16 protein-coding genes are annotated in these 22,555 nt (G+C 62.3%); 6 read left to right on the top strand and 10 right to left on the bottom strand.

The features are described 5' to 3' along the window. Positions 1-77: 77 nt before the first annotated feature. Both NTD80_RS04580 and NTD80_RS04575 read left to right on the top strand, forming a co-directional pair. A complete protein-coding gene (locus NTD80_RS04580; protein ID WP_262132342.1) occupies positions 78-392 on the top strand; it encodes a hypothetical protein in 315 nt (104 codons plus the stop codon). An 11-nt stretch (positions 393-403) separates the two neighbouring features. Beyond that, positions 404-1,561, top strand: coding sequence for a PQQ-dependent sugar dehydrogenase (locus NTD80_RS04575; protein ID WP_262132340.1), 1,158 nt, complete (start codon positions 404-406; stop codon positions 1,559-1,561). A gap of 126 nt (positions 1,562-1,687) precedes the next feature. Here the strand turns inward: NTD80_RS04575 and NTD80_RS04570 are convergent, their stop codons facing one another. Both NTD80_RS04570 and NTD80_RS04565 read right to left on the bottom strand, forming a co-directional pair. Then, positions 1,688-2,167 carry a nuclear transport factor 2 family protein gene (locus tag NTD80_RS04570; protein ID WP_262132339.1) on the bottom strand — a complete coding sequence of 160 codons (480 nt, stop codon included), beginning with the start codon at positions 2,165-2,167 and terminating at the stop codon, positions 1,688-1,690. Between the two features lie 47 nt (positions 2,168-2,214). Further along, positions 2,215-2,778, bottom strand: a complete 564-nt coding sequence (locus NTD80_RS04565; RefSeq protein WP_262132338.1) for a TetR/AcrR family transcriptional regulator — start codon at positions 2,776-2,778, stop codon at positions 2,215-2,217. 125 nt (positions 2,779-2,903) lie between these two features. Here NTD80_RS04565 and pssA point away from each other — a divergent pair, with 125 nt between their 5' ends. Both pssA and NTD80_RS04555 read left to right on the top strand, forming a co-directional pair. Beyond that, positions 2,904-4,247, top strand: coding sequence for a CDP-diacylglycerol--serine O-phosphatidyltransferase (gene pssA, locus NTD80_RS04560; protein ID WP_262132336.1), 1,344 nt, complete (start codon positions 2,904-2,906; stop codon positions 4,245-4,247). Positions 4,248-4,604: 357 nt separating this feature from the next. Further along, positions 4,605-7,976, top strand: a complete 3,372-nt coding sequence (locus NTD80_RS04555; protein ID WP_262132334.1) for a hypothetical protein — start codon at positions 4,605-4,607, stop codon at positions 7,974-7,976. A 68-nt stretch (positions 7,977-8,044) separates the two neighbouring features. On the opposite strand, the gene efeO (NTD80_RS04550) is transcribed toward NTD80_RS04555, so the two are convergent. From efeO (NTD80_RS04550) to efeU, 4 genes are read right to left on the bottom strand one after another with little or no spacing between them, the layout of a single operon-like run. Further along, positions 8,045-8,863 (bottom strand): iron uptake system protein EfeO, encoded by an 819-nt coding sequence (gene efeO, locus NTD80_RS04550; protein WP_106804004.1) that lies wholly within the window; start codon positions 8,861-8,863, stop codon positions 8,045-8,047. Positions 8,864-8,889: 26 nt separating this feature from the next. Next, positions 8,890-10,194 (bottom strand): iron uptake transporter deferrochelatase/peroxidase subunit, encoded by a 1,305-nt coding sequence (efeB, locus tag NTD80_RS04545; protein WP_262132331.1) that lies wholly within the window; start codon positions 10,192-10,194, stop codon positions 8,890-8,892. Positions 10,195-10,208: 14 nt separating this feature from the next. Next, positions 10,209-11,411, bottom strand: coding sequence for an iron uptake system protein EfeO (gene efeO, locus NTD80_RS04540; RefSeq protein ID WP_262132329.1), 1,203 nt, complete (start codon positions 11,409-11,411; stop codon positions 10,209-10,211). A gap of 10 nt (positions 11,412-11,421) precedes the next feature. Then, positions 11,422-12,267 (bottom strand): iron uptake transporter permease EfeU, encoded by an 846-nt coding sequence (efeU, locus tag NTD80_RS04535; RefSeq protein ID WP_213551480.1) that lies wholly within the window; start codon positions 12,265-12,267, stop codon positions 11,422-11,424. Positions 12,268-12,435: 168 nt separating this feature from the next. Between efeU and NTD80_RS04530 the strand changes: the two genes are divergently transcribed. Further along, positions 12,436-13,452, top strand: a complete 1,017-nt coding sequence (locus NTD80_RS04530) for an AraC family transcriptional regulator (protein WP_106805675.1) — start codon at positions 12,436-12,438, stop codon at positions 13,450-13,452. A 180-nt stretch (positions 13,453-13,632) separates the two neighbouring features. Here the strand turns inward: NTD80_RS04530 and NTD80_RS04525 are convergent, their stop codons facing one another. The 3 genes from NTD80_RS04525 to mexE are packed head-to-tail and all read right to left on the bottom strand — an operon-like array spanning position 13,633 to position 19,481. Next, the gene (locus NTD80_RS04525) at positions 13,633-15,048 is read right to left on the bottom strand and encodes an efflux transporter outer membrane subunit (protein ID WP_120448512.1); all 1,416 of its coding nucleotides are present in this window, start codon (positions 15,046-15,048) and stop codon (positions 13,633-13,635) included. Continuing rightward, positions 15,045-18,224, bottom strand: coding sequence for an efflux RND transporter permease subunit (locus NTD80_RS04520; RefSeq protein ID WP_120448513.1), 3,180 nt, complete (start codon positions 18,222-18,224; stop codon positions 15,045-15,047). Before NTD80_RS04520 ends, NTD80_RS04525 begins: the two co-directional genes overlap by 4 nt. Positions 18,225-18,239: 15 nt before the next feature. Next, on the bottom strand, positions 18,240-19,481 hold the full coding sequence (gene mexE, locus NTD80_RS04515) for a multidrug efflux RND transporter periplasmic adaptor subunit MexE (RefSeq protein WP_065905152.1): 1,242 nt from the start codon (positions 19,479-19,481) through the stop codon (positions 18,240-18,242). A 794-nt stretch (positions 19,482-20,275) separates the two neighbouring features. On the opposite strand from mexE, the gene hisD reads away from it, so the two are divergent. After that, on the top strand, positions 20,276-21,559 hold the full coding sequence (gene hisD / locus NTD80_RS04510) for a histidinol dehydrogenase (RefSeq protein WP_106803998.1): 1,284 nt from the start codon (positions 20,276-20,278) through the stop codon (positions 21,557-21,559). A gap of 44 nt (positions 21,560-21,603) precedes the next feature. Here the strand turns inward: hisD and NTD80_RS04505 are convergent, their stop codons facing one another. Then, complete coding sequence (locus NTD80_RS04505) at positions 21,604-22,470, bottom strand: helix-turn-helix transcriptional regulator (RefSeq protein WP_065905153.1); 867 nt, start codon at positions 22,468-22,470, stop codon at positions 21,604-21,606. Between the last annotated feature and the right edge of the window lie 85 nt (positions 22,471-22,555).

Here is a 22,555-nt window from a genome sequence, read left to right as displayed (position 1 = left end):
ATTTAGTGTCGAAAGCCGAACCCAAGGCGTAGCGTGTTATCGAAAGCACGTAACCCTCGCCCCAGAGAGGCTTTGTCATGAACAGCTGTGTGCGTCACCTCGCAGTGCTGGCGTTGGGCCTGGCACTGTTGCCGTTGGCCCAGGCGCAAAGCCTGCCCGGCTCAAGCGACTCCAATAACAGCCCGATTCACCGGGCCAACCCCAACAGCATGCAGGGCACCCAGCCCACTGCGCCGTTGACCCGGGGTGTCCAGACCGGCCCGACCCAGCGCACCCCGACCCTGGAAAACGGTGGCATCGGCAATCGCTATCCCCAGCGCAACGCCGCGCCGAGCCGTCCGGCCACCGAAACCAAAGCCCCCACCTATGATGCCAACGGCAATCGCCGGTAAGGACTCTGCTTATGTTTGTACGTAAAACCCTGTTAGCCGCGCTGTGCGCAACCACTTTGCTGCCACTGACTGCCGTGTATGCGGCCGATGCCCAGCAGTTCCCCAGCGAACAAGGCAGCATCACCGCCACCCCTATCGCCAAGGGCCTCGACCATCCGTGGGCCGTGGCGTTTCTGCCCGATAAGCAGGGCTTCCTGGTCACTGAGCGGCCAGGCCACCTGCGCTTTGTCAGCCCGGACGGCAAGCTGTCGGCACCCTTGACGGGCGTGCCGCAGGTGTGGGCCAAGGGGCAGGGCGGCTTGCTCGATGTGGTGCTGTCGCCGGACTTCAAACAGGACCGACTGGTCTATCTTTCATACGCTGAAGGCGGCGGCAAGGACGGTAAGGCCGGCACTGCTGTCGGCCGTGGCCGCCTGGCGCCAGACCTCAGCGGCTTGACCGATTTCAAGGTGATCCTGCGCCAGGAGCCGAAGCTCTCCACCGGCAACCATTTCGGTTCGCGCCTGGCGTTTGACCGTGATGGCTACCTGTTCGTGACCCTGGGTGAAAACAACGATCGCCCGACCGCCCAGGACCTCGACAAACTGCAGGGCAAGGTCGTGCGCATCTACCCGGACGGCCGCGTGCCGGATGACAACCCCTTTGTCGGCCAAGCCGGGGTACGCCCTGAAATCTGGTCCTACGGCCAGCGCAATCCTCAGGGCCTGGCGCTCAACCCGTGGAGCGGCACGATCTGGGAAAACGAGCACGGGCCGCGCGGCGGGGATGAAATCAATATCATCGAGCGCGGCAAGAACTACGGCTGGCCGCTGGCAACCCACGGCATCAATTACTCGCTGACACCGATCCCCGAGGCCCAGGGCAAGACCGTGGAAGGCACCGTGCCGCCGCATCATGTCTGGGAAATATCACCGGGCATCAGCGGCATGGCGTTCTATGATGCCGATCGCTTCAAGCCATGGCAGCACAACGTGTTTATTGGCGCACTGGTCAGCCAGGAGTTGATCCGGCTGCAGTTCGACGGCGACAAGGTGGTCCACGAAGAGCGTTTGCTCGGCGACTTGAAGGCGCGGATTCGCGACGTGCGGCAGGGGCCGGATGGCTACCTGTATGTGCTCACGGATGAAGATAACGGCGTGTTGTATCGGGTGGGTCTGAACCAGGACTGACGGACACTGTAAATGCCAATGTGGAAACGGGCTTGCTCGCGAAAGCGCTGCGTCAGTCGCTAGAGGTGTTGGCTGAACCATCGCCTTCGCGAGCAAGCCCGCTCCCACAGGTGGGCAGCGTCGAGCCTACAACCCAAGTTCCGACAACCCCGGATGCTCATCCGGGCGCCGGCCCAGCGGCCAGTGGAACTTGCGCTCGCTTGCCTTGATCGGCAGGTCGTTGATGCAGGCAAAGCGGTTGGCCATCAGGCCGTTTTCGTCGAATTCCCAGTTCTCATTGCCGTACGAACGGAACCAGTTGCCCGAGTCGTCATGCCATTCATAGGCATAGCGCACGGCGATGCGGTTATCGGTAAAGGCCCACAGTTCCTTGATCAGCCGATACTCCAGCTCCTTGGACCATTTGCGTGTGAGAAAAGCCTGGGCTTCCTCGCGGTTGTGCACGAACTCGGCGCGGTTACGCCAGTGGGTGTCCGGCGTGTAGGCCAGCGACACGCGTTGCGGGTCCCGGGAGTTCCAGCCGTCTTCAGCCAGGCGCACCTTTTCGATGGCCGAGGCATGGGTGAACGGTGGCAACGGTGGGCGTGATTCTGCGGCAGAAGACATGGGGCAGCTCCTTGGACGGATTGATCGAAAGTGGCGGACCTGGGGGATTAAAGCCCGAGTAACGTTCGCGCCATGCAGCGCGCGTTATCGGCAGCCGTTGAATCGCCCATGACCAATGCCACGGTAATGGCGCCATCGATCAGGATCAGCAAGTGCGCGGCCTGCCGTTCGGGGTCGGGGGTGCCATGTGCTTCACACAGTTCAAGTACGTACTCGAACAGTTTCTGTTTGTGCGCTTTGGCCAGCAGGCGGACCGGGTCTTGCGGGTCGCCGGTTTCGCCACTGGTATTGATAAAGGCGCAACCGCGAAAGTCCGCCGAGCCGAACCAGGTTTCAAGCGCGCTGAACACGGCCAGCAGGCGTTCGCCGCTGCCCTCGGTACGATCCACTTCAGTGCGCAACCAGTGCATCCAACGCTCATCGCGGCGGTGCAGGGCGGCGATGACCAGTTCATCTTTATTGGCGAAGTAACGGTAAATACTTTTGCGCGAGACCCCGGCGGTTTTCACCAGCAAGTCCATGCCCGTGGCGGCGATGCCATGGCGATAGATCAACTTCTCGGTGACGTCGAGGATAATGTCGCGGGTATCATTGCGCAGTAAGTCGTTCATGTGACGGACAGTAGAACGATCGTTCTTCTTGGTCAATTAAATTTTTTCCATCGGCGACGACGAGACCTGAGCACCCCCATGGTGTAAGCTCGGGGCCTCTTCGGATTCGACCCATTGCGAGCCTTATGCCGTCGTTCTTCAAACGCTCCCTGTTGCCCAAACTGCGCGGTTTCCCCCTCTCTCCCGACGCTATCGACGTGCTGTCCGGCGCGGATGCATTCCGCCGCTGCCTGCTGGAACAGATCCCCCGGGCCACTCGGCGTATCTACATCGTCGCGCTGTATTTGCAGCAGGACGAAGCGGGGCAGGAAATCTACGACGCCCTGCACGCCGCCAAGGCGGCGCGGCCGGAATTGGACATCGTGGTGGTGGTTGACTGGCTGCGCGCGCAGCGTGGGCTGATCGGCGCCGGCAAACAACCGGGCAACAGCGCCTGGTACCAGGCCATGACCCAAAGCCACAGCAGCGAAGTACCGGTGTACGGCGTGCCGGTGCAAACCCGCGAACTGTTCGGTGTGTTGCACCTCAAGGGCTTTGTGATCGACGACAGCGTGCTGTACAGCGGCGCCAGCCTCAATAACGTGTACCTGCACAAGTTCGACAAGTACCGCTTCGACCGCTACCACCTGATCCACAGCCAGCCGCTGGCCGACTCGATGCAACATCTGGTGGAGCATGGCTTGGTGGCGTCCAAGGCCGTGCATCGCCTGGACCTGCCGAACCCGCCGACGACGCGCAGCCTGCGCAACGACATCGGCGACCTGCGCAGCCGCCTCAAACACGCGGCCTATGACACCACGGCGGGGCAATTGCCCAATGGCCACCTGTCCGTCAGCCCGCTGTTGGGCGTGGGCAAGAACAACTCACTGAACCGGGTGATTCTCGAACTGATCGCCAGCGCCCAGCATCAACTGACTATCTGCACGCCGTACTTCAACCTGCCTTTGCCGGTCACCCGGGAAATCAACCGTGCGCTGGCGCGCGGGGTCAAGGTCGACATTATCGTGGGCGACAAGACCGCCAACGATTTCTACATTCCGCCGAGCGAGCCGTTCAAGGTGATCTCGGCCCTGCCTTACCTGTATGAAATCAGCCTGCGCCGTTTCGCCAAGCGCCATCAGCCGATGATCGACAGCGGCCAATTGAACCTGCACCTGTGGCGAGACGGCGATAACACCTACCACCTCAAGGGCATGTGGATCGACCAGCGCTACACCTTGCTCACCGGCAACAACCTCAACCCACGGGCCTTCCGTCTCGACCTGGAAAACGCCTTGCTGCTCGACGACCCGCAAGGCCAGTGGCTCGGCCCACGGCGGACCGAGCTGGCGCAGATTTTCCAGCACACCACGCGGATCGAGCGTTATCAGGATCTGCAGACACTGGTGGATTATCCGGAAGCGGTTGGCAAGTTTTTGCGCCGGGTCAGCCGCGTGCGGATCGAGCGGCTGTTGTACCGGATACTGTAGGCGTGCGCTTGAAATCATCAGCAATGCACGGGTGAAGGGCATCGGATACTGCTTACATTCAGCTTGGGTGTAGCGTCCCTACAGTGGCTTTCACCGTTCACGGATGGGCGGACCTGGTCCTTATGGACGTAACCGAGAGAGCCCTGTCCTATGCTGATGTCACTGAGCAACCGTTTACCCCTGCCTCCCACTGCGCTGTCTTCGAGCGCAGTGATTGCTGCACCCGAACCCGCATGGGATCAATCCTCCAGTCCACGCAGGCGGCGCGCCGTAGTCGCGCAGCAGCCCGAACCCGAGGACAGGTGGACGCGATTACCCACCCAGGATCGTGGCCGGGTCGCCGGCGCCGACGTCCAGTTGGCTGAGCGCATCGCTGCCGCTGAAACCAGCGGCCACACCTTGGTCGAGGTGCCGCCGGACAGCCGCCCGGGACCTGCGCTGCGCCTGTACCAGCAGTTGCTCAAACGTCCACTGTTGCAACAGTGGATGGCCGAGCAGCGCCTTGAACCGGCGACCCTGACGTTTCACCGTGACTATGTCGAGGGCTATGCCAATCACGATGGCGTGCGCAGCGCAGTCCGCTTCAGCCTGACCGACAACTCCGGCTGGAATGAGGTTTCGCGCACCTTGCGACCGATTCGCGAACTGCTCGACCCGACCAATCAGGGGCTGCCTTTTATCGATCGAGACGACGCGCTGTGGCTGCCGCACCCATTGGTCGGCCGCGTCAACGCCGGTGCTCTTGAGCAGACATGGCAGGTGATCGGCGAACTGGAGGAGCGCGATTACCTGGCCGATCGCCTTGAGGCCGAGCTTGAGCATCTGCCGCCGACAGCGCGCACCGATTGGTCGAGTCATGCCAGCGAAGTCTCGCCGGCGTCGGCGTTACCCCGGGACAGCCAGGCGGCCATGGAGCGCTTGCAGCAGTTTGTTGCACGTGCCGATATGACCCGCCTGCTCGAGCGTGAAGGAGTCGCCTGGCCGGACGCGCCATTTCGGGTGTCGCAAGGCCGGCTGGAATGCCTGAGCCCGGTCGGCGGCTGGTTGGACTTGACCCACCACATCGAGGCAGAGCGCGCACTGGGCGAGGAGTTCAAGGCGCTGACCGCGCTCAGCGCTTCGTTGGGCAACAGCGTGTATTCGACACCGCGTCAGGATATTCGCCAATTGCTGGACCTGAAGGGGCTGGGCTCGCCGCGCAGCGTGGAAGAAACACGCAATGTGATCGCCTGGCTGCGCACTTCTTTGCCGACGCCGCCCCCCCTGGGAGACTATGGCGCCTTGCTCACGCAGCCATGGACACCCGGCGCGCTGACCGAGGAAGACCGGCAAAATGTGAGTGCGATGGCCAGTATTCGCCTGGGCAGCCCGAACTCCAGAAGGTTTGATGCACTGTCGAATGTCACGCTGCAAGCGCTGCAGGCGGATCCGCAGGCCCACCTGGACAGGCTGCTCGACAGCGAGGACGCCTTGGCATTTGCCGAACAGCTGGTCAGCGCGATCCAGTGGCCGGTCGGTCCCGGCGGTGCCGAGGCGTTGCCCAAGGTGTTGCGCCAACAGCTGGTGATTGCCGCGATCAAGCTGCAGGTCGATCCCGCGATGCCCGGCAAGCCAGGCGAGGTCGCCGGTTATTCGATCTACCAGCCCTCGAACATGGGCCGCAGTTTCAGCGCCGTGCGCCGTGATATCGAGCTTCATCTGCAGCAAAAAGGCCTGGACCCCAAGCTGGCAGTCGTGGCGACCCAGCTCTGTCTGGCCCAGGCGGCGCCGGAAATGCTGGTGCACGATGTGCCGGAGTCGGTGCACTTCGGCACCCCGGCCTGGATGGAGTTGCGCCTGGGCTGCGCATTGGCCGATCACCACGCGCCGGGAACGTCGAGAATGATGAACGAGCAACAGGTCAGCACCCTGACCACGCTGGCGCCCACCAGTGATGGTCAGGCCACGCTGATGCAGCTTAAGGCGCTGAAGATCCTCGCGGACTGGGGGGTGTTGAACGGCAGCATCAGGCAGCGCAGTGACGGGGAATACTCGCAGGCGGATATCGAGGACGCCGCGCAGGCGTTTTTCAAGCAGCGGGAAGAGGCCGCCAGCGCCTTTACCTATGCGAGCACGTCGCTGCCGACGCGCAGGGCCCTGGCCGTCAAGGAGCTGCTGCGCGTATTGCCTGGCACCACCCCGGCTGAGCTGGAAAACCTCAGCGTGCAACTGGCCAGCGCCGAGGACCGGCGCAACCTGCCGATCTCGGAGCCGCGCACCCGCTCGTTGATCGAAGCCTACATGACGGGCGACCTCACGCCGGGCAAGTGGGTGCTCAGCGAAGACATGCCCGCATTCCCGCCTGCGGCGAAAACACCGTACAAACCTGCCAGGACACCACAGGTGCCTGAGGCGGCGCGCGCCCGGCTCGACAGAATTATTCGCCGCCTGCCTGAACTCGACGGGTTGCTGAAGACCACAGTCAGCCATCATCAGGATCAGCTTCAGCAGGCCTATGCCATCAAGCTCAAGCTGATGCTTGCCGAATTGCCGCTGGATGATCGCCGGTTGCTGGAACTGGGCAAGGTCGAGCTGTTCACCTTGCGTGGCGAAACCGGTGTGACCGAAGACAACGAAACCGCGGCGCTCAGGCTCGCGCGCAGGGCGCGACAAGGCACCTTGATGCGCGTGGAGCATGGAGCCGAGGTGGTGTATTTCGAGGTGTTCGCCCACGGCAAGATCATCAAGCGCACGGATTTGCCCAGGACCATCGAGCTGGATGGCGTCATTCGTCGTGAGCGCTATCCAGCACGGCGTGGCTCTGTGTATCTGCCGGTGGTACGCGGTACGCAGATGCCGTTCGATTTCGAGGCCTATGCCGCCGGCTCCCAGCCTCGCCCCCAAGTGACGTCCTCGGCGGTGATCGCGGAGCGGTTGGGGGAGCATTTTCCCGCGCGCGAATTGCCCGCCAACCATACGGCGCAATCCTACGTGCCGGACACTTATGCCTCACGAAAGACGCAAAGCATTGCCGACAGGATCGCCCAGGACAATTTTTACGAATCCAGCGAGTCGATGTTGCAACGCGCAAGAGAGCCGCTGCCACTGGAGCGACGCCGTGAAGAGCGGGCCCGCGAGCATGCATTTCTGTTGGGGTTCGTACCCTTCGTGGGCGCGTATCAGGAGTTCAAGCAGGGCAATATCGGTGCCGGCCTGGCTAACCTGGCGCTGGATGTTGTCGGCGTGACCATTGGGGCGGGCGGGCAAGCCCGAGGGCTGATCCGCTCGGCCAAGACCTTGATGCCCAATCGGCTGACCAGGCTGGCCACGCGGTTCAAGCCTCCTGCCATAGCGTCGGTGCCTTTAAAGCCTGCAGCGAGCTTCAGCGACCGTGCGTTCGACTTCGTCCGGCAGTCTGGTTTGTTTGCCAGTGCGGCGCTGAATCCGTTGGATGGTTACCCGCAGTTGATCAATGCCGCGATCAAGGGGGTGGTGAAGTTGCCGGTGTTGCTGGCCGGGGGGGCGTTGAAGTGGGGCAAGGTGATGCCGCATATGGTCACCGCCGAGGAGAAGCTGCGTACCTATTTACTCGTCGCTGCCGGGCAGGCGAGCAGTACCGAGGCGTCCGGCGGCATGCCGACAGCGGGAAACGCTGGAGGCTACAAAGGGGCTGAGGCGCACGCGACACCCTACAATGGCCGCTGGTATGCATTGACCCGCGCAATGGCAAACCCTTCGGCACGCCACTGAACGGGTTCCAGCCGGCCCGTTGAGCCGCTGACCTCCCGCGCCCGGCGCGGGAGGTCAGGTGCGCCTGATCAGTTCAGGCCCAGCTTGCCGCGCAGGGTCGACAGGTCTTCGGCCAGGGTGTTGACCGGGCCAACCAGCGCCTTGCGATCGTTTTCCTTGACCTTGTCGTAGGTTTCAAACCCGCCGTCCTTGGTCTTGTACTTGGCCAGGATCTTGTCCACGGTGGCGAAGTTCTTGTCGACCTTGGCCAGGAACGCCTTGTCCTGCTTCTCGATCTGGCCACGGAACAGGTCGACGATTTTCTTCGCGCCGTCGATGTTGCCTTGGAAGTCGTAGAGGTCGGTGTGGCTGTAGCGATCTTCTTCGCCGGAGATCTTGGTCGCGGCGACTTCTTCCAGCAGCGCTGCGGCGCCGCCGACGACTTTTTCCGGTGGGAAGGTCAGGCCATCGACGCGGGTCTTGAGGTCGTTGACGTCGGTGTTGAGCTTGGCGGTCAGCGTCTCCAGGCCCTTGGTGGTGTTCTGCGAGAACAGCACGTACTCGATGCGGTGGAAACCGGTGAAGTCTTCCGCCGTCACGCCTTTCTCGTGGTCATCGACACGGGAGTCGATCGAGGCATCCAGGTCACTGAACAGCTCGGCGATCGGCTCGATGGACTCGTAGTGCACACGGGTCGGTGCGTAGAGCTTCTTGGCGGTGGCCAGGTCGCCCTTGTTGATGGCGTCGGTGAACGCCTGGGTCTGGGTCACCAGCTCGCCGATTTCTTCGGTGACGTAGATCTTGTAGTCCGAAACCGGGCCTACCAGGTCCAACGGCGCCGTGGCGGCGAAGGCTGCCAGTGGCGAGAGGGTCATAAACAACGACAACGCGAGGGTCGACTTCTTCATGGGACGGTTTCCGCTCTGGGTTTGTTTTAGGTGTTGGCAGTGGTTTGAGGATGCGTTGCAGCGAGCAGCGTGCGCCCAATGAAATCCTTGGGCCCGGCGACGCCTGGCAAGGTGAAGAAATACCCGCCGCCGACCGGCTTGAGGTATTCCTCCAGGGGCTCGCCGTTGAGCCGGGTTTGCACACTGATAAAACCTTTCTCCAGGTCAGCCTGGTAGCAGATGAACAGCAGCCCCATGTCCAGCTGACCGTTTTTATTCACGCCGTTGGAGTAGTTGAACGGCCGACGCAGGATCAGGTTGGCCTGAGTCTGCGGGGTGCGCGGGTTGGCCAGGCGGATGTGGGCATCGAGCTTGGTCAACTTGCCTTCGGGGTCCTTGCTGTAGTCCGGCACCTGGGTTTCCTGATGGCCGTCCATGGGCGCGCCCGTGGTCTTGACGCGGCCGATGATGCTTTCCTGTTCCTGCAGCGGCGTGCGATCCCAGCGTTCGACGAAGTTGCGGATGATGCGCACGGCCTGGTAGCTGCCATTCACCGCCCAGGCGGGTTCGTCGCTGCCAGGCTGCACCCAGACGATCTGGTTCATCGCCGTGTCGTCGTTGGAGTTCGGATTGGCCGAACCGTCACGGAAACCGAGGAAATTGCGCGCGCTCTGCGCGGGCTCTCCGGGTTTGCTCGGTGCCTGGGGCGGCACGCTGCCTTCCTGTTTCCAGCGCACCAGCAGCAGGTCGGGCAGGTTCTTCACGATGTCGCGCAGGGCGTGGATATTGGTGTCCGGGGTGTTCGAGCTGAACTGCAGGCTCAGGTCGCCATGGCACTGCGCCGGTTCCAGCGCATCGTTGGGGAAACCGACCATGCGGCTCAGGCGCTTGGGTTTGGCGGCGGTGAGGCCAAAGCGCTCATCGAACAGCGATTCGCCAACGGACACGGTGATGGTCAGGTTGTCCGGGGTGACCACCGGGCCGAGAATCCCGGAATCGGTGGGCGGCAACTTCGGATCGACTTGCGGCACAGTGCCGCCGGTCATCAGGAAGCTGATGCGCTCGTTCAAGGTGCGGAACAGGCGCTCCAGGTCCTCGCGGTCGCTGGCCAATACATCGAATGCCACCAGCATCCCGCAGGCCGGGCGCGGGGTGACGATGCCGCTCTGGTGCTTGCCGAAATAATCGTGGTGGTCCTGGGTCTTGTCACTGCGCGGTGCGGTGGTGACTTGCTCGGCGGCGGCCGCCATGGCCGGGCAGGTCAGGGTACTGCCGGCAATCGCGGCGCCGGTCGCGGCCATGCCCAGCAGGACACGGCGGCGCTGTGCGGAAAATTGTTCTGAATCACTCATGGGTACGGTCGTCTTCACTGCAGGCCGGAGAGGCCAAGGGCTGGGTCAATTCCATCGAGTGCAGCGGCCAGAGCCTTGGCCTTGTCGGCGATCTGCTTGCGCTGATCGGCGGTGACGCTGTCATACGTCGCGTAGCTTTTGTCGACCTTGAAGCCTTGCAACTCGGCATCGAAGGCGGCGAGGGCGCTGTCGACTTTCGGCAGCAGGTCAGCGGCGGATTTGGTCAATAGCGGACGCATCAGCTCGACCACTTTGTGCGCGGCTTCGAGGTTGGCGGCAAAGCCATTCAGGTCGATATGGCTGTAGCGCTCTTCCTCACCGCTTAGGGCGCGTACGTCGGCGAGGCTATTGAGGTTGCGCACCACGATGCCCACCAGTTGCTCCGGCGGCAGCGACTGGGCCAGCAGCTGCTGCTTGAGCGTGGTGACGTCGGTCAGCAGGCGCTGCGCAACCGGGGCCAGGCCCTCGACGGTGCGTTGCTGGAACAGGCTGTATTCGAGGCGGTGGAAGCCGCTGAAGGCCGGGTCCTGTTCGCGCTTTTCGAAGTAATCGGCACGCGCGTTGATGGCGTTGTCCAACTCGGCCAGGCGCTGTGACGCTGGCGCCAACCGTTGATAAGCCTCGCGGGCCGGCACATACAGGGCCTGCGCCTGGGCCAGGTCACCGGCGTCGATTGCCTGCTGCAGGGCGGTCACCGCCTTGACCAGCGCGCTGCCCTGGCTGCTCAGGTACACGCGAAACTCCGACAGCGGGCCGATAAACGCCACCATCGACGGCTTGGCCTTGGCCTGGGCATCGGACTCCGCCGTTGGCGTCACATGCAAGGTGCCGCGCGGGTTGCTCAGCAAGCCGCAGGTAATCGCGTAATCGCCGGGCAACAGGTTGGCGTTGATCACCTGGCTCAGGCCCGGCGCAATGTTTTCGCGCTCTTCGACCACCAGCACGCCGTCGAGGATTTCCCATTCCACCGCCCGGTCCGAGCGGTTGATGATGCGAAAGCTCGCTCGGCCAGCCGGTACGGTCAGTTCGTTGGGTTCGCAGGCATGGCCATGAATGGTCACGGCGATTTCATTGTGGTTGGCCTGGCGCTTGCTGGCGGCCAGCTGCGAGGCGTAATAGAACAGGCCGCCGGCGGCGATCATCACGACCACCGAGCCCGCCACGGCCCAGCGCAAGGCGCGGGGTGGCGAAGCCGGCTGAGGAGTTGGGTTGGACAAGAGACGGTCCTTAATGGCTGGAAACGGAAGAGGTGGTGGCGGCAGGCTTGGCCGGTGCCGCAGGCAGGAAGAACATCACCAGGGCCACCACCAGGTAAATCAGGTAGGCGCCCAGCGTGCTGATGGTCGGTGCTTCCTGATAGCCGAACATCCCGGCCAGCACCGAGCCCAGCGGGCTGTCCATCGGCAGCACGGCGCTGAAATCGAACAAGACCGTCTGCCAGTGGTTCCACACGCCGGCTTCGTGGAGGGCCTGCACCGAGTTGGCCAGGATGCCGGCAGCCACCACCAGGATGAACAGGCCAGTCCAGCGGAAGAACGCGCCGAGGTTCAGGCGCATGCTGCCGGAGTAGATCAGGAAGCCGACGACAATCGCCAGGATCAGGCCGAGCAGGGCGCCAATCGGAGCGCCCGGGCCTTCGCTCTGCTGGAACACCGCCAGCAGGAAAAACACCGTTTCCAGGCCTTCACGGGCCACGGCAAAAAACACCATCAGGATCAGCGCCGTGACCTGGTGCTTGGAGCCGGCCAGCGCGTGGTCGAGAGATTCATGCAGGGCGTGCTTGATCGAGCGCGCGACCTTGCGCATCCAGAACACCATGGAGCTGAGGATGCCCACGGCGACCAGGCCGACGATGCCTTCGAACAATTCCTGCTGTTTTTGCGGGAATTCGGCGCTGACCAGTTCCAGGCCACCACCCACCAGCAACGCGAGCGCGGCGGCGAGGAAGACGCCGATCCAGACGGCGGGCATCCACTGGCCGCGGCCGGTCTGCTGCAGGTAACTGGCGATGATGCCGACGATCAGCGCGGCTTCAATGCCTTCGCGCAGCATGATGAGAAAAGGAACAAGCATTCGGCACCGCATCATAACTAGATAGAAGGCTAAGTTGTAACATAATGATACTCATTACTAAACAAGGAATATTGACGTTTGCTGAACAGCGGCTGAACGGTGGTGGCGAAGCGCAACCGCCCTTATGATGCAGGCCATCTTGTGCGCGATCGGATTGCCCAACCTCCCATGTCGGAAAAAGACACCATTTCCATCCACCTCGTGCGCGAAGCCCTGTTGCAGAGCTGCGCGCCGGGTGCGGCCAGCGTTGAAGTGCTGAACAAAGTCGGCATCGACCCGGCACTGCTCGACCAGCCCGCTGCACGCGTGTCGGCCACCACCTACGCACGTTTGTGGCGCCTGCTGGCGCGACGCCTGGACGATGAGTTCTTCGGCATGGACCCACGCAAGCTCAAATCCGGCAGCCTGGCGTTCCTGTGTCGCGCAGCTATGGCGCAAACGAGCCTGGACGCCAGCCTGGAAACCGGCCTGGGGTTTTTATCCTTGATGTTCGAGCAACTGCCCGCCCAGTTGGTGCGCCAGCAAAGCCTGGCCGAGATCGTGCTGTTGGAGCCTGAGGTCGAGCCCAAGCGGGCGTTTACCTACTTCACCTACTGGATGATCGTCCATGGCGTGGCCTGTTGGCTGGCAGGGCGACGCATCCCGATCCTGGCCATCGAACTGCGCTGCCCCCGGCCGGATTTCTGCGATGACTATCAGGTGATGTTTTCCGACAACCTACGGTTTGATCGGCCACGCACCCGCATGATCTTTTCGGCCGACTGCCTGGACCTGCCAATCAAGCGCAGCGCAGAGGAACTCAAACGCTTCCTGGCCCATGCGCCGGCCAACATCCTGGTCAAATACCGCGACCCCGACAGCCTGGCCAACCGCATCAAGCATGACCTGCGCCGAATGCCCCCCGACACCTGGCCGGAAACCGAGGGCCTCGCTACCAGCCTGTGTATCTCTGCATCAACCCTGCGCCGGCGCCTGGCGGAAGAGGGGCAGACCTACCAAGGCCTCAAGGACAGCGTGCGCAAAGAGCTGGCGATTGTCTGGCTGGCGGAACCGCAGATCAGCTTCGCGCAGATTGCCGAGCGGCTGGGGTTTGCCGATACCAGTTCGTTTTACAAGGCGTTTCGTAAATGGAGCGGATCGAATCCGGGGCATTATCGGAGTTTGATTTTGAATGAGGCTACGTAAGGCATCAGCTTTGCGCTGACGCTTGGAAGGGTGGAGTTCGTGCGCCACGTTTCAACAGTCAGCCCAGGACGATTCAAGTGTTCAACATTCCAGGACCCTCCAAACAAAAAAAGCCCCGTGACCGAATGGACCACGGGGCTAAAAATTGGCTGGATGCGACCAACCAAAGGAGCGCTTGAATTACTTGGCGGTTGCTACCACCGTATCCGGCTGCCAGCCACCACCCAATGCTTTGTAGATCGCCACGATGCCGCGATACAGGTCTACTTCGGCCTGGGCCTGGGAGTCTTCGGCGGCCAGGCGTTCACGTTGTGCGTCGAGCAGCACCAGGAAGTCCACGGTGCCTTCGCGGTAGCGGATTGCCGCGAGGTCGGCGGCGGCGCGGCTGGATTCGCTTTGACGGATCAGCGAGACCAGGCGTTGCTGGCGTTTGCCGTAATCGCTGAAGGCATTTTCGGACTCTTCCAGTGCGAGCAGGACTTGCTGCTCGTAGGTCGCCAGGGCGCCATCGGCCTGTGCATCGGCACCGCGCAAACGTGCGCGCACGCTGCCCAGGTCAAATGCGGCCCAGGTGATGCTCGGGCCAAGGGCCCAGGCGTTGGCGGCCGATGAGCCGATCTGCGAACCCCGCCCGGCGGTAAAGCCGAGGAAACCGCTGAGGCTGACCCGTGGGAACAGGTCGGCCTTGGCCACGCCGATACGCGCGGTGGCGGCGGCCAGTTTGCGTTCGGCGCTGAGGATGTCCGGGCGCCGTTGCAGCAGTTGCCCCGGGTCGCCGATCGGCAACGCCTTGGCAATCGCCGGCAGGTCTTTGGGGCTCAGGTCGACGGTCAGCTTGTCGGGGCGCTGGCCGAGGAGGGTGGCGATGCGGTTGCGCTCGCGCACTTGTTCGGCCTGCAGTTGCGGCACGCTGGCTTCCACCGCCGCGAGACGTGCGTCGGCACGCTCGACGTCGAGTTGGTCGCCGACCCCGGCATCGCGCAGGCTGACGGTGATGGTGCGCGAATCCTGCTGGTTCTTCAGGTTGTCCAGGGCAATGCGTTCACGCAATTGTGCGCCGCGCAGTTGACCATAGGCGTCCACCAGTTCGGCAATCATGGTGACTTGCAGTTGGTACAGGTCGGCTTCGGCAGCCTGCTGGTCGGCGTCGGTGGCTTCCAGGTTGCGCTGGATGCGACCGAACAGGTCCAGTTCCCAGGCCATGTCCAGGCCCAGGTCGTAACGCTCGCTGTTGACGCGCTTGGTGGTCTGGCCAGGGATCTGCCCTTTGCCCAGGTCACTGCTGGCGCGGCTGGTAATTACCGGCATGGCGTCGTTGCTGGCGTCATCGCGAATCGCACGGGCAGCACGCAGGCGGGCAAAGGCGACGCGCAGGTCACGGTTACCTTGCAGCGACTGAGTCACCAACTGGTTGAGGGTCGGGTCCTCGAATTGCTGCCACCAGATGCCTTCGAACTTGGCGTGGTCGTAGTTCTTGGCGTCCACGGCGGCGGTGATATTGGCCGCCTCCGGGGTCTGGGTCTTGTAGTCCGGGCCCACGGCACAGGCGGCAAGCGCCAGTACCAGGAGGCTCGGCAGGAATATTTTCACGCTCATTGCTGTGTCTCCAGCTTCAAGGCCTTGGCCGCTTTGCGCGCGTCCTGGCGCTCCACATAACGTCGGATCAGTACGTAGAACACTGGTGTCAGCAACAGACCGAAGAAGGTCACCCCGATCATCCCGGAGAACACCGCCACACCCATGGCATGACGCATCTCGGCACCGGCACCGCTGGACAACACCAGGGGCACTACACCCATGATGAAGGCGAACGAGGTCATCAGGATCGGCCGCAGACGCAGACGGCACGCTTCGAGTACCGCCGCCAGTGGGTCGAGACCCTCGGCTTGTTTATCCTTGGCAAACTCGACGATCAGAATCGCGTTCTTACACGCCAGGCCCACCAGTACGATCAGGCCGATCTGGGTGAAGATGTTGTTGTCGCCGCCCGAGATAATCACCCCGGTGATGGCCGACAGCAGCGTCATCGGTACGATCAGGATCACCGCCAACGGCAGGCTCCAGCTTTCGTATTGGGCGGCCAGTACCAGGAACGCCAGCAGTACGCAGAGCGGGAACACGAACAGCGCGGTGTTGCCCGAGAGGATTTGCTGATACGTCAGGTCGGTCCACTCGTAGGTCATGCCGTTGGGCAGTTCATCCTTCAACAGTTTTTCAATCGCCGCCTGGGCCTGGCCGGAGCTGTAGCCCGGTGCGGCGTTGCCGTTGATTTCTGCGGTGATGAAGCCGTTGTAGTGCATCACGCGGTCCGGGCCCGAGGTGTCGCTGACCTTGATAAAGGTCGCCAGCGGGATCATCTCGCCTTTGTTGTTACGCACTTTCAGCTGGCCGATCTGGTCTTCATCCTGGCGGAACTGCTGCTCAGCCTGCACGTTGACCTGGTAAGTACGGCCGAAGCGGTTGAAGTCGTTGGCATACAACGAACCCAGGTAGATCTGCAGGGTGTCGAAGATGTCGCTGATCGCCACGCCGTGGGTCTTGGCCTTTTCACGGTCGATGGCAGCATCGACCTGCGGCACGTTGACCGTGTAGCTGGTGAACAGGCCGAACAACTCAGGTACGCCACGGCTCTTGGTGATGATGTTCTGCACTTCTTTGTACAGCTCGTCATAACCCAGGTTGCCACGGTCTTCGACCTGCAGGCGGAAGCCGCCAATCGTCCCCAGGCCCTGTACCGGCGGCGGCGGGAAGATCGCCATGTAGGCTTCTTCGATGCTGCTGTACTTGCCGTTCAGTGCACCGGCAATCGCACCTGCGGACAGGCTCGGGTCTTTACGCTCCTCGAATGGCTTCAAGGTCACGAACACGATGCCGTTGTTCGGGCTGTTGGTGAAACCGTTGATCGACAGGCCGGGGAAGGCGATAGCGCTTTCCACGCCGGGCTGTTTCATGGCGATGTCAGACATGCGCTTGATCACGTCTTCGGTGCGGTCCAGGCTCGCAGCGTCCGGCAATTGCGCGAAGGCCACCAGGTATTGCTTGTCCTGGGCCGGAACGAAACCGGTCGGCGTGTGGGCGAAGCCCAGCCAGGTCAGTACCATCAGGCCGGCGTACAGGAACAGCGCAATGCCACTGCCGCGAATCACCCGGCGCACGGTGCCGACGTAACCATGGCTGGCTTTGTCGAAGAAGCGGTTGAACGGTTTGAACAACCAGCCGCCGAGCAACTTGTCGAGGAACTTGGAGAAGCGATCCTTCGGTGCGTCGTGACCTTTAAGCAATACCGCTGCCAGCGCGGGCGACAGGGTCAGCGAGTTGAACGCCGAAATCACCGTCGAGATCGCAATGGTCAAGGCGAACTGCTTATAGAACTGTCCGGTCAAGCCGCTGATGAAGGCCGCTGGAACGAACACCGCACACAGTACCAACGCGGTTGCGATGATCGGGCCGGTCACTTCGCTCATGGCCTTTTCAGTGGCCGGGAACGGTTCCAATCCCAATTCGATGTTCCGCTCGACGTTCTCCACCACCACGATGGCGTCGTCCACCACGATGCCGATGGCCAATACCAGGCCGAACAGTGACAGCGCGTTGAGTGAGAAGCCGAACAGGTGCATCACCGCAAACGTACCGATCAACGATACCGGCACCGCCACCAATGGAATGATCGAGGCGCGCCAGGTCTGCAGGAACAGGATCACCACCAGCACCACCAGGATCAGTGCTTCGAACAAGGTGTGGACCACTGCCTCGATGGAACCGCGCACGAAGACGGTCGGGTCATAGGCGATGCGGTAATCCATGCCTTCCGGGAAGCTCTGCTTGAGCTCCGCCATCTTCGCCCGCACTTCATTGGAGATGTCGATGGCGTTGGAGCCAGGGCGCTGGAAGATCGGAATCGCCACGGCCGGCTGGTTATCGATCAACGAGCGCAGGGCGTATTGGCTGGAGCCCAACTCCACCCGCGCAATGTCTTTGAGGCGGGTGATTTCGCCGTTGGCGCCGGCACGGATGACGATATTCTCGAACTCTTCCTCAGTGACCAGGCGGCCTTGGGTGTTGACCGAGAGTTGGAAGCTGGTGTCATTCGGTGCAGGCTGCGCGCCCAATGCACCGGCGGCCACCTGGCGGTTCTGTTCGCGAATGGCCGTCACCACATCGGTGGCGGTCAGGTTACGCGAGGCGGTCTTGTTCGGGTCCAGCCACACACGCAGGGAGTAATCGCCCATGCCGAACAACTGCACATCGCCCACGCCGCCCAGGCGTGCCAACTCATCCTTGATATTGAGGATGGCGTAGTTGGACAGGTAGAGCATGTTGTAGCGTTGGTCCGGGGAGGTGATGTGCACCACCATGGTCAGGTCGGGGGAGGCCTTGTCCACGGTGATACCGATGCGCGTCACTTCCTCAGGCAGTTTCGGCTGGGTCCGCGTCACCCGGTTCTGTACCTGCACCTGCGCGTTATCCAGGTCGGTGCCCAGGGCGAAGGTGATGGTCAGGGTCAGCTTGCCGTCGGCGGTCGACTGCGAGGACATGTACAGCATGTTCTCGACGCCGGTGATGGCTTGCTCGAGCGGAGCGGCCACGGTTTCACCGATGACTTTGGGGTTGGCGCCCGGGAAGTTGGCGCGCACCACCACGGTCGGCGGCACGACTTCGGGGTATTCGCTGATCGGCAATTGGAACAGCGAGATCGCGCCGGCGATCAGGATCAACAGCGAGAGCACCGCTGCGAAGATCGGCCGCGAAATGAAGAACTTGGAAAAATTCATCTTGAGTCGTATCCCTTAACCGCGTGGAGTCGCAACGGCTGCGAGCTTGGGCGCGGTTTTTTCCGGCGCCACTTGCTCCAGGTTGCTGGCTTCAAGCGCTTGTCGTTGTTGTGCCAAGGCCGCGAGGGTTTCCTTGCTGGCCATCGGGATGGTTTCCGGAGCGACCGGCGACCCAGGGCGCACGCGCTGCAGGCCCTTGACGATAATGGTGTCGTCCTTGTTCAGGCCGCTGCGTACGATGCGCAAACCTTCGATCTTCGGCCCCAGTTCCACCGAGCGATACGCCGGCTTGTCGCCGTCCATCACCAGCACGAACTTCTTGCCCAGGTCAGTGCCCACGGCCTCGTCGTTGATCAGCACGGCGGAGTAGGTGCCGCTGCCGACCAGTTTCAGGCGCGCATACAGGCCAGGGGTGTATTCGCCCTTGCTGTTGTCGAACACGGCGCGACCCCGGATGGTGCCGGTGGCCGGGTTGACCTGGTTGTCGACGAAGTTCATCTGGCCCAGGTGCGGGTTGCCGGTTTCGTTGGACAGGCCCAGGTAGACAGGGGTGGTAGCACCACGGCGGCCTTGGCGAGCCAGCTCGGTGTACTTGAGGAATACGCGCTCATCGGCGTCGAAGTAGGCATAGACCTTGTCGGTGGACACCACGCTGGTGAGCGCGGTGACATCGGCGGTCACCAGGTTGCCGGCGGTGATTTCGGCACGGCTGACGCGGCCGCTGATCGGCGAGGTCACGCGGGTGAAGCTCAGGTTCAGCTTGGCCAGGTCCAACTGCGCCTGGATCCCGGCGACGGCGGCGCGCGATTCCTGGGCGGCGGTGGTGCGCGAGTCGGCCAGTTCGGCGGAGATCGCATTGCTCTGGCGCAGGCGTTCGCCGCGCTGGGCTTCATTGTCGCTGCGCGAGGCGGCGGCTTTGGTTTGTGCCAGCTGGGCTTCGAGGCGGCGCACTTCAGCCTGGAACGGACGCGGGTCGATCTGGAACAGCAGGTCGCCTTTCTTCACCAGGGCGCCTTCGATGAAGGCCACCTGATCGATCTGGCCCGAGACACGTGGACGAATCTGCACGGTTTCCGGTGCTTCCAGGCGACCGGTGAATTCGTCCCACTCGTTGACCGGTTGCTCCAGCACCTTCGCCACGCTGACTTTTGCAGCTGGCATGGCGGCCGCTTGTTCCGGGGTCTTGCCGCATGCGCTCATCACCACCACGGCCAAAATCGCCAGGGGAAAGCGCAAATGTTTGAGTGACTGTTCCATGAGGTGCATCCGCCAATGTATTTGAGATGGGCGGATCATGCGCGGCGCTGTGCTATGTCACGAATCGAATGAAGCAAAGGTAACTATCATTCGGAATGATATAAGCGCGAGATTAGCCCTCTAGCATGGGGGTTTCGTTAGGGTGCTATCAATGGGCTTGATGACAAAACACTATTGCGTGCGGTGCAACTCAGGACTTTCCAGGGGGTAGATTTCGGTGTTCCGTGCAGCGTGCGCATGGAAGCGCTAAAAATCAAAGCCTGTCCCGGGCGATGGTCTGCGCGGCTGTGACAAATACCTGCGCGAGGTTTTTGTCCCCCTTGGCTTCGGGGCGGGCGTCCGGAGCTTGATCTGACCCGTCTGCCAGGAGAGGGGGGATGGCGGGCGTTACAGGAAGAGGGCGTGCTGGCGTGACAGTCGGCTGGGTGACGGTCGCTGATAGGCTCATGAAGTGTTATCTCGCGGTCTGATTCAGGCAGAGTCACCCAGCGCGGGTTTTATCGACTGGGCTCGTAGCGTGAGTGAGTCACCGTGAGGTTTGATTCCAATTTTCCGACAGCGGAATGTTATCAATTGCTACCTGCCGGACTGTGCGAGGCGGCCATCCCCAGGCGCGTTTGGTGCCGCAATCAACTTGGGGCGTCGTGCGTCATCGTGCGTCACCTGGGCCGTCAGTGCGAAATTGTGGACAGGGCCATGCAGCCCGGAAAATCGACTCCAGTTGCCAGGTATCTGTCGAGCACGCCCGTGCTTCGAGGCTTGGCTGACGACGCGTACTTAAACTGGAGCAAGACATGATTCAATACCTCAAGACTGCCAAACCGGTGGCTGCACAGGCCGAGATCGCGAGCCAGGTTCGCGATGTGGTGGCTGACATCATTGCCAACGTCGGTCGCCAGGGGGATGCCGCCGTCCGTGAGTATTCCCGGCAGTTCGATCAGTGGGACCCGGTCAGCTTTCGTCTGACCGATGAGGAAATTGCCGCCTGCGTCGCCAGCCTCTCGGCGCAAGAGATCGGCGATATCACCTTTGCCCAGGAGCAGGTGCGCCGCTTTGCGCAGGTGCAAAAGGCTGCGCTGGTGGATGTCGAGGTCGAGACCCTGCCGGGCGTGATCCTGGGGCACAAGAACATTCCGGTGAACTCGGTGGGCTGCTATATCCCCGGCGGCAAATACCCGCTGTTGGCGTCGGCGCATATGAGTGTGTTGACCGCCAAGGTCGCCGGCGTCAAGCGCGTGGTGGCCGTGGCGCCGCCGTTCGATGGGCGCCCGCATCCGGCCATCGTCACGGCGATGCACCTGGCGGGCGCTGACGAGATCTACTGCCTCGGCGGGGTGCAGGCCATTGCCGCGCTTGCCTTGGGCACCGACACGTTTGCGCCGGTCGACATGGTCGTGGGCCCCGGTAACGCGTATGTGGCAGAAGCCAAGCGCCAGTTGTACGGCAAGATCGGTATCGACCTGATTGCCGGCCCCACCGAAACCCTGGTTATCGCTGACGAAACCTCCGATGCAGAACTGGTGGTCGCCGACCTGCTGGGGCAAGCAGAGCATGGCGTGAACTCTCCGGCGGTGTTCCTGACCAACTGCCGTGCACTCGCCGAGGCGATTCCAGCCGAGATCGAGCGCCAACTGGCGGTTCTTCCGACGGCCGGAGTGGCTGCCATCGCCTGGCGTGACTACGGTGAAATCATCCTCTGTGACAGTGTTGAAGAACTGGTGGAGGAGGCGGATCGCATCGCCTCCGAGCATGTCCAGGTCATGACCCGTGATCCGTTGTATTTCCTCGAGCACATGACCAACTACGGCGCGCTGTTCCTCGGGGAGCGCACCAACGTCTCGTATGGCGACAAAGTCATCGGCACCAACCACACCCTGCCGACCACCAAAGCCGCGCGGTACACCGGCGGGTTGTGGGTGGGCAAGTTCATCAAGACCTGTACGTACCAGCGCGTGCTGACGGATGAGGCCTCGGTGCTGGTGGGCGAATACTGCTCGCGACTCTGCGCGATGGAAGGGTTTGCCGGCCACAAGGAGCAGGCGGATATCCGCATCCGTCGCTACAAGACCACCGCTTGAGTCATGCCCTGCTGCCCGCAATGGGCAGCAGGGCGGCGTTGCCGCTAGTCTTGCCCGCCCCAGACAATCGCCGCATTGTCTCCCGTCATGTACTCGCGCACCTCCACCGGCAGTGACAGGTCGGCGGGCAGCAGCACTGTTGCCGCGCGCAGGTGCCGTTTGCGAATCAGGCCTTTTTCCACATAGTTCAACGTGAGCCGCGTGGAGAAGGGCTGGCGGTAGGACGATGACGCCACCCCGGTGACCAACCCATGCAAAAAGCGTATGGGCCGCCGGTGCTGCGGCGTGAGGATCGAGAAAGTGATTTCGTTGCGCTGCTTGCCCTCGAAATCCACCATGAACAACCGGTCGCCCAGCAACAGGCAGAAACCGTGATAGGTGAACGAGTAGCCGGTCTTGCCGCTGCCATCCTGCAATGGGAAGCGCTCGACGGTCACGTACTGCACCATCGTGTCCGCGCGGTAGAGGCACGTCACCGAGCGCAGGATCCGGCCTTTATAGATCGACGAGTTGTGGTAGCGGTAATACACGCCCAGGTAGTCGTCCAGCGCGTGCGCCGAAGCCTTGGCCAGTGGCAGGAAATGATTGAACTGCGCGGAGGCACGCAGCCCGATTGGCAGTTCGTTTTCAAACCCTTCGTAGAACTGCTTGAAGTCGGCCGGGGGACGAAACAGGTCCTCGGCTTCCATCATGAAATAGCGCGCGATTTTCTGCAGGATCTTCTGCGACGGCACATGCTGGCCGGCCAGGTACTTATTGAACTGCTGGCGGTTCACATCGATCTTGCGGCACATGTCAGCGACTGACCGGCACGACTCCACCAGCGTGGCGAGGTTTCTCTGCACGTTGCCTTGCAGGTCATTGCGCACTTGATGGCGCTCTCCATGGGAGGGGGCGATTACAACTGACATGGGGGCGTGGATCTCCTCGCAAGCGGCTTTTTTAGTTTTTTTTCGGGCAGCGGATCAGGCGTGAGCTGCATGCCGAGCATGCTAG

The organism is Pseudomonas sp. 13B_2.1_Bac1 (assembly GCF_025466155.1).
Classification (GTDB): Bacteria; Pseudomonadota; Gammaproteobacteria; order Pseudomonadales; family Pseudomonadaceae; genus Aquipseudomonas; species Aquipseudomonas aylmerensis.
Note: the sequence above shows the minus strand (reverse complement) of the source record. Positions and strands in the feature narration are given on the sequence as shown.

Coding starts and splice junctions, on each gene's coding strand:
- hisD (WP_106803998.1), top strand. CDS start 20,276: ATGATTCAATACCTCAAGACTGCCAAACCGGTGGCTGCACAGGCCGAG.
- NTD80_RS04505 (WP_065905153.1), bottom strand. CDS start 22,470: ATGTCAGTTGTAATCGCCCCCTCCCATGGAGAGCGCCATCAAGTGCGC.
- NTD80_RS04565 (WP_262132338.1), bottom strand. CDS start 2,778: ATGAACGACTTACTGCGCAATGATACCCGCGACATTATCCTCGACGTC.
- pssA (WP_262132336.1), top strand. CDS start 2,904: ATGCCGTCGTTCTTCAAACGCTCCCTGTTGCCCAAACTGCGCGGTTTC.
- NTD80_RS04575 (WP_262132340.1), top strand. CDS start 404: ATGTTTGTACGTAAAACCCTGTTAGCCGCGCTGTGCGCAACCACTTTG.
- efeO (WP_106804004.1), bottom strand. CDS start 8,863: ATGAAGAAGTCGACCCTCGCGTTGTCGTTGTTTATGACCCTCTCGCCA.
- efeU (WP_213551480.1), bottom strand. CDS start 12,267: ATGCTTGTTCCTTTTCTCATCATGCTGCGCGAAGGCATTGAAGCCGCG.
- NTD80_RS04580 (WP_262132342.1), top strand. CDS start 78: ATGAACAGCTGTGTGCGTCACCTCGCAGTGCTGGCGTTGGGCCTGGCA.
- NTD80_RS04525 (WP_120448512.1), bottom strand. CDS start 15,048: ATGAGCGTGAAAATATTCCTGCCGAGCCTCCTGGTACTGGCGCTTGCC.
- NTD80_RS04520 (WP_120448513.1), bottom strand. CDS start 18,224: ATGAATTTTTCCAAGTTCTTCATTTCGCGGCCGATCTTCGCAGCGGTG.
- mexE (WP_065905152.1), bottom strand. CDS start 19,481: ATGGAACAGTCACTCAAACATTTGCGCTTTCCCCTGGCGATTTTGGCC.
- NTD80_RS04570 (WP_262132339.1), bottom strand. CDS start 2,167: ATGTCTTCTGCCGCAGAATCACGCCCACCGTTGCCACCGTTCACCCAT.
- NTD80_RS04530 (WP_106805675.1), top strand. CDS start 12,436: ATGTCGGAAAAAGACACCATTTCCATCCACCTCGTGCGCGAAGCCCTG.
- efeB (WP_262132331.1), bottom strand. CDS start 10,194: ATGAGTGATTCAGAACAATTTTCCGCACAGCGCCGCCGTGTCCTGCTG.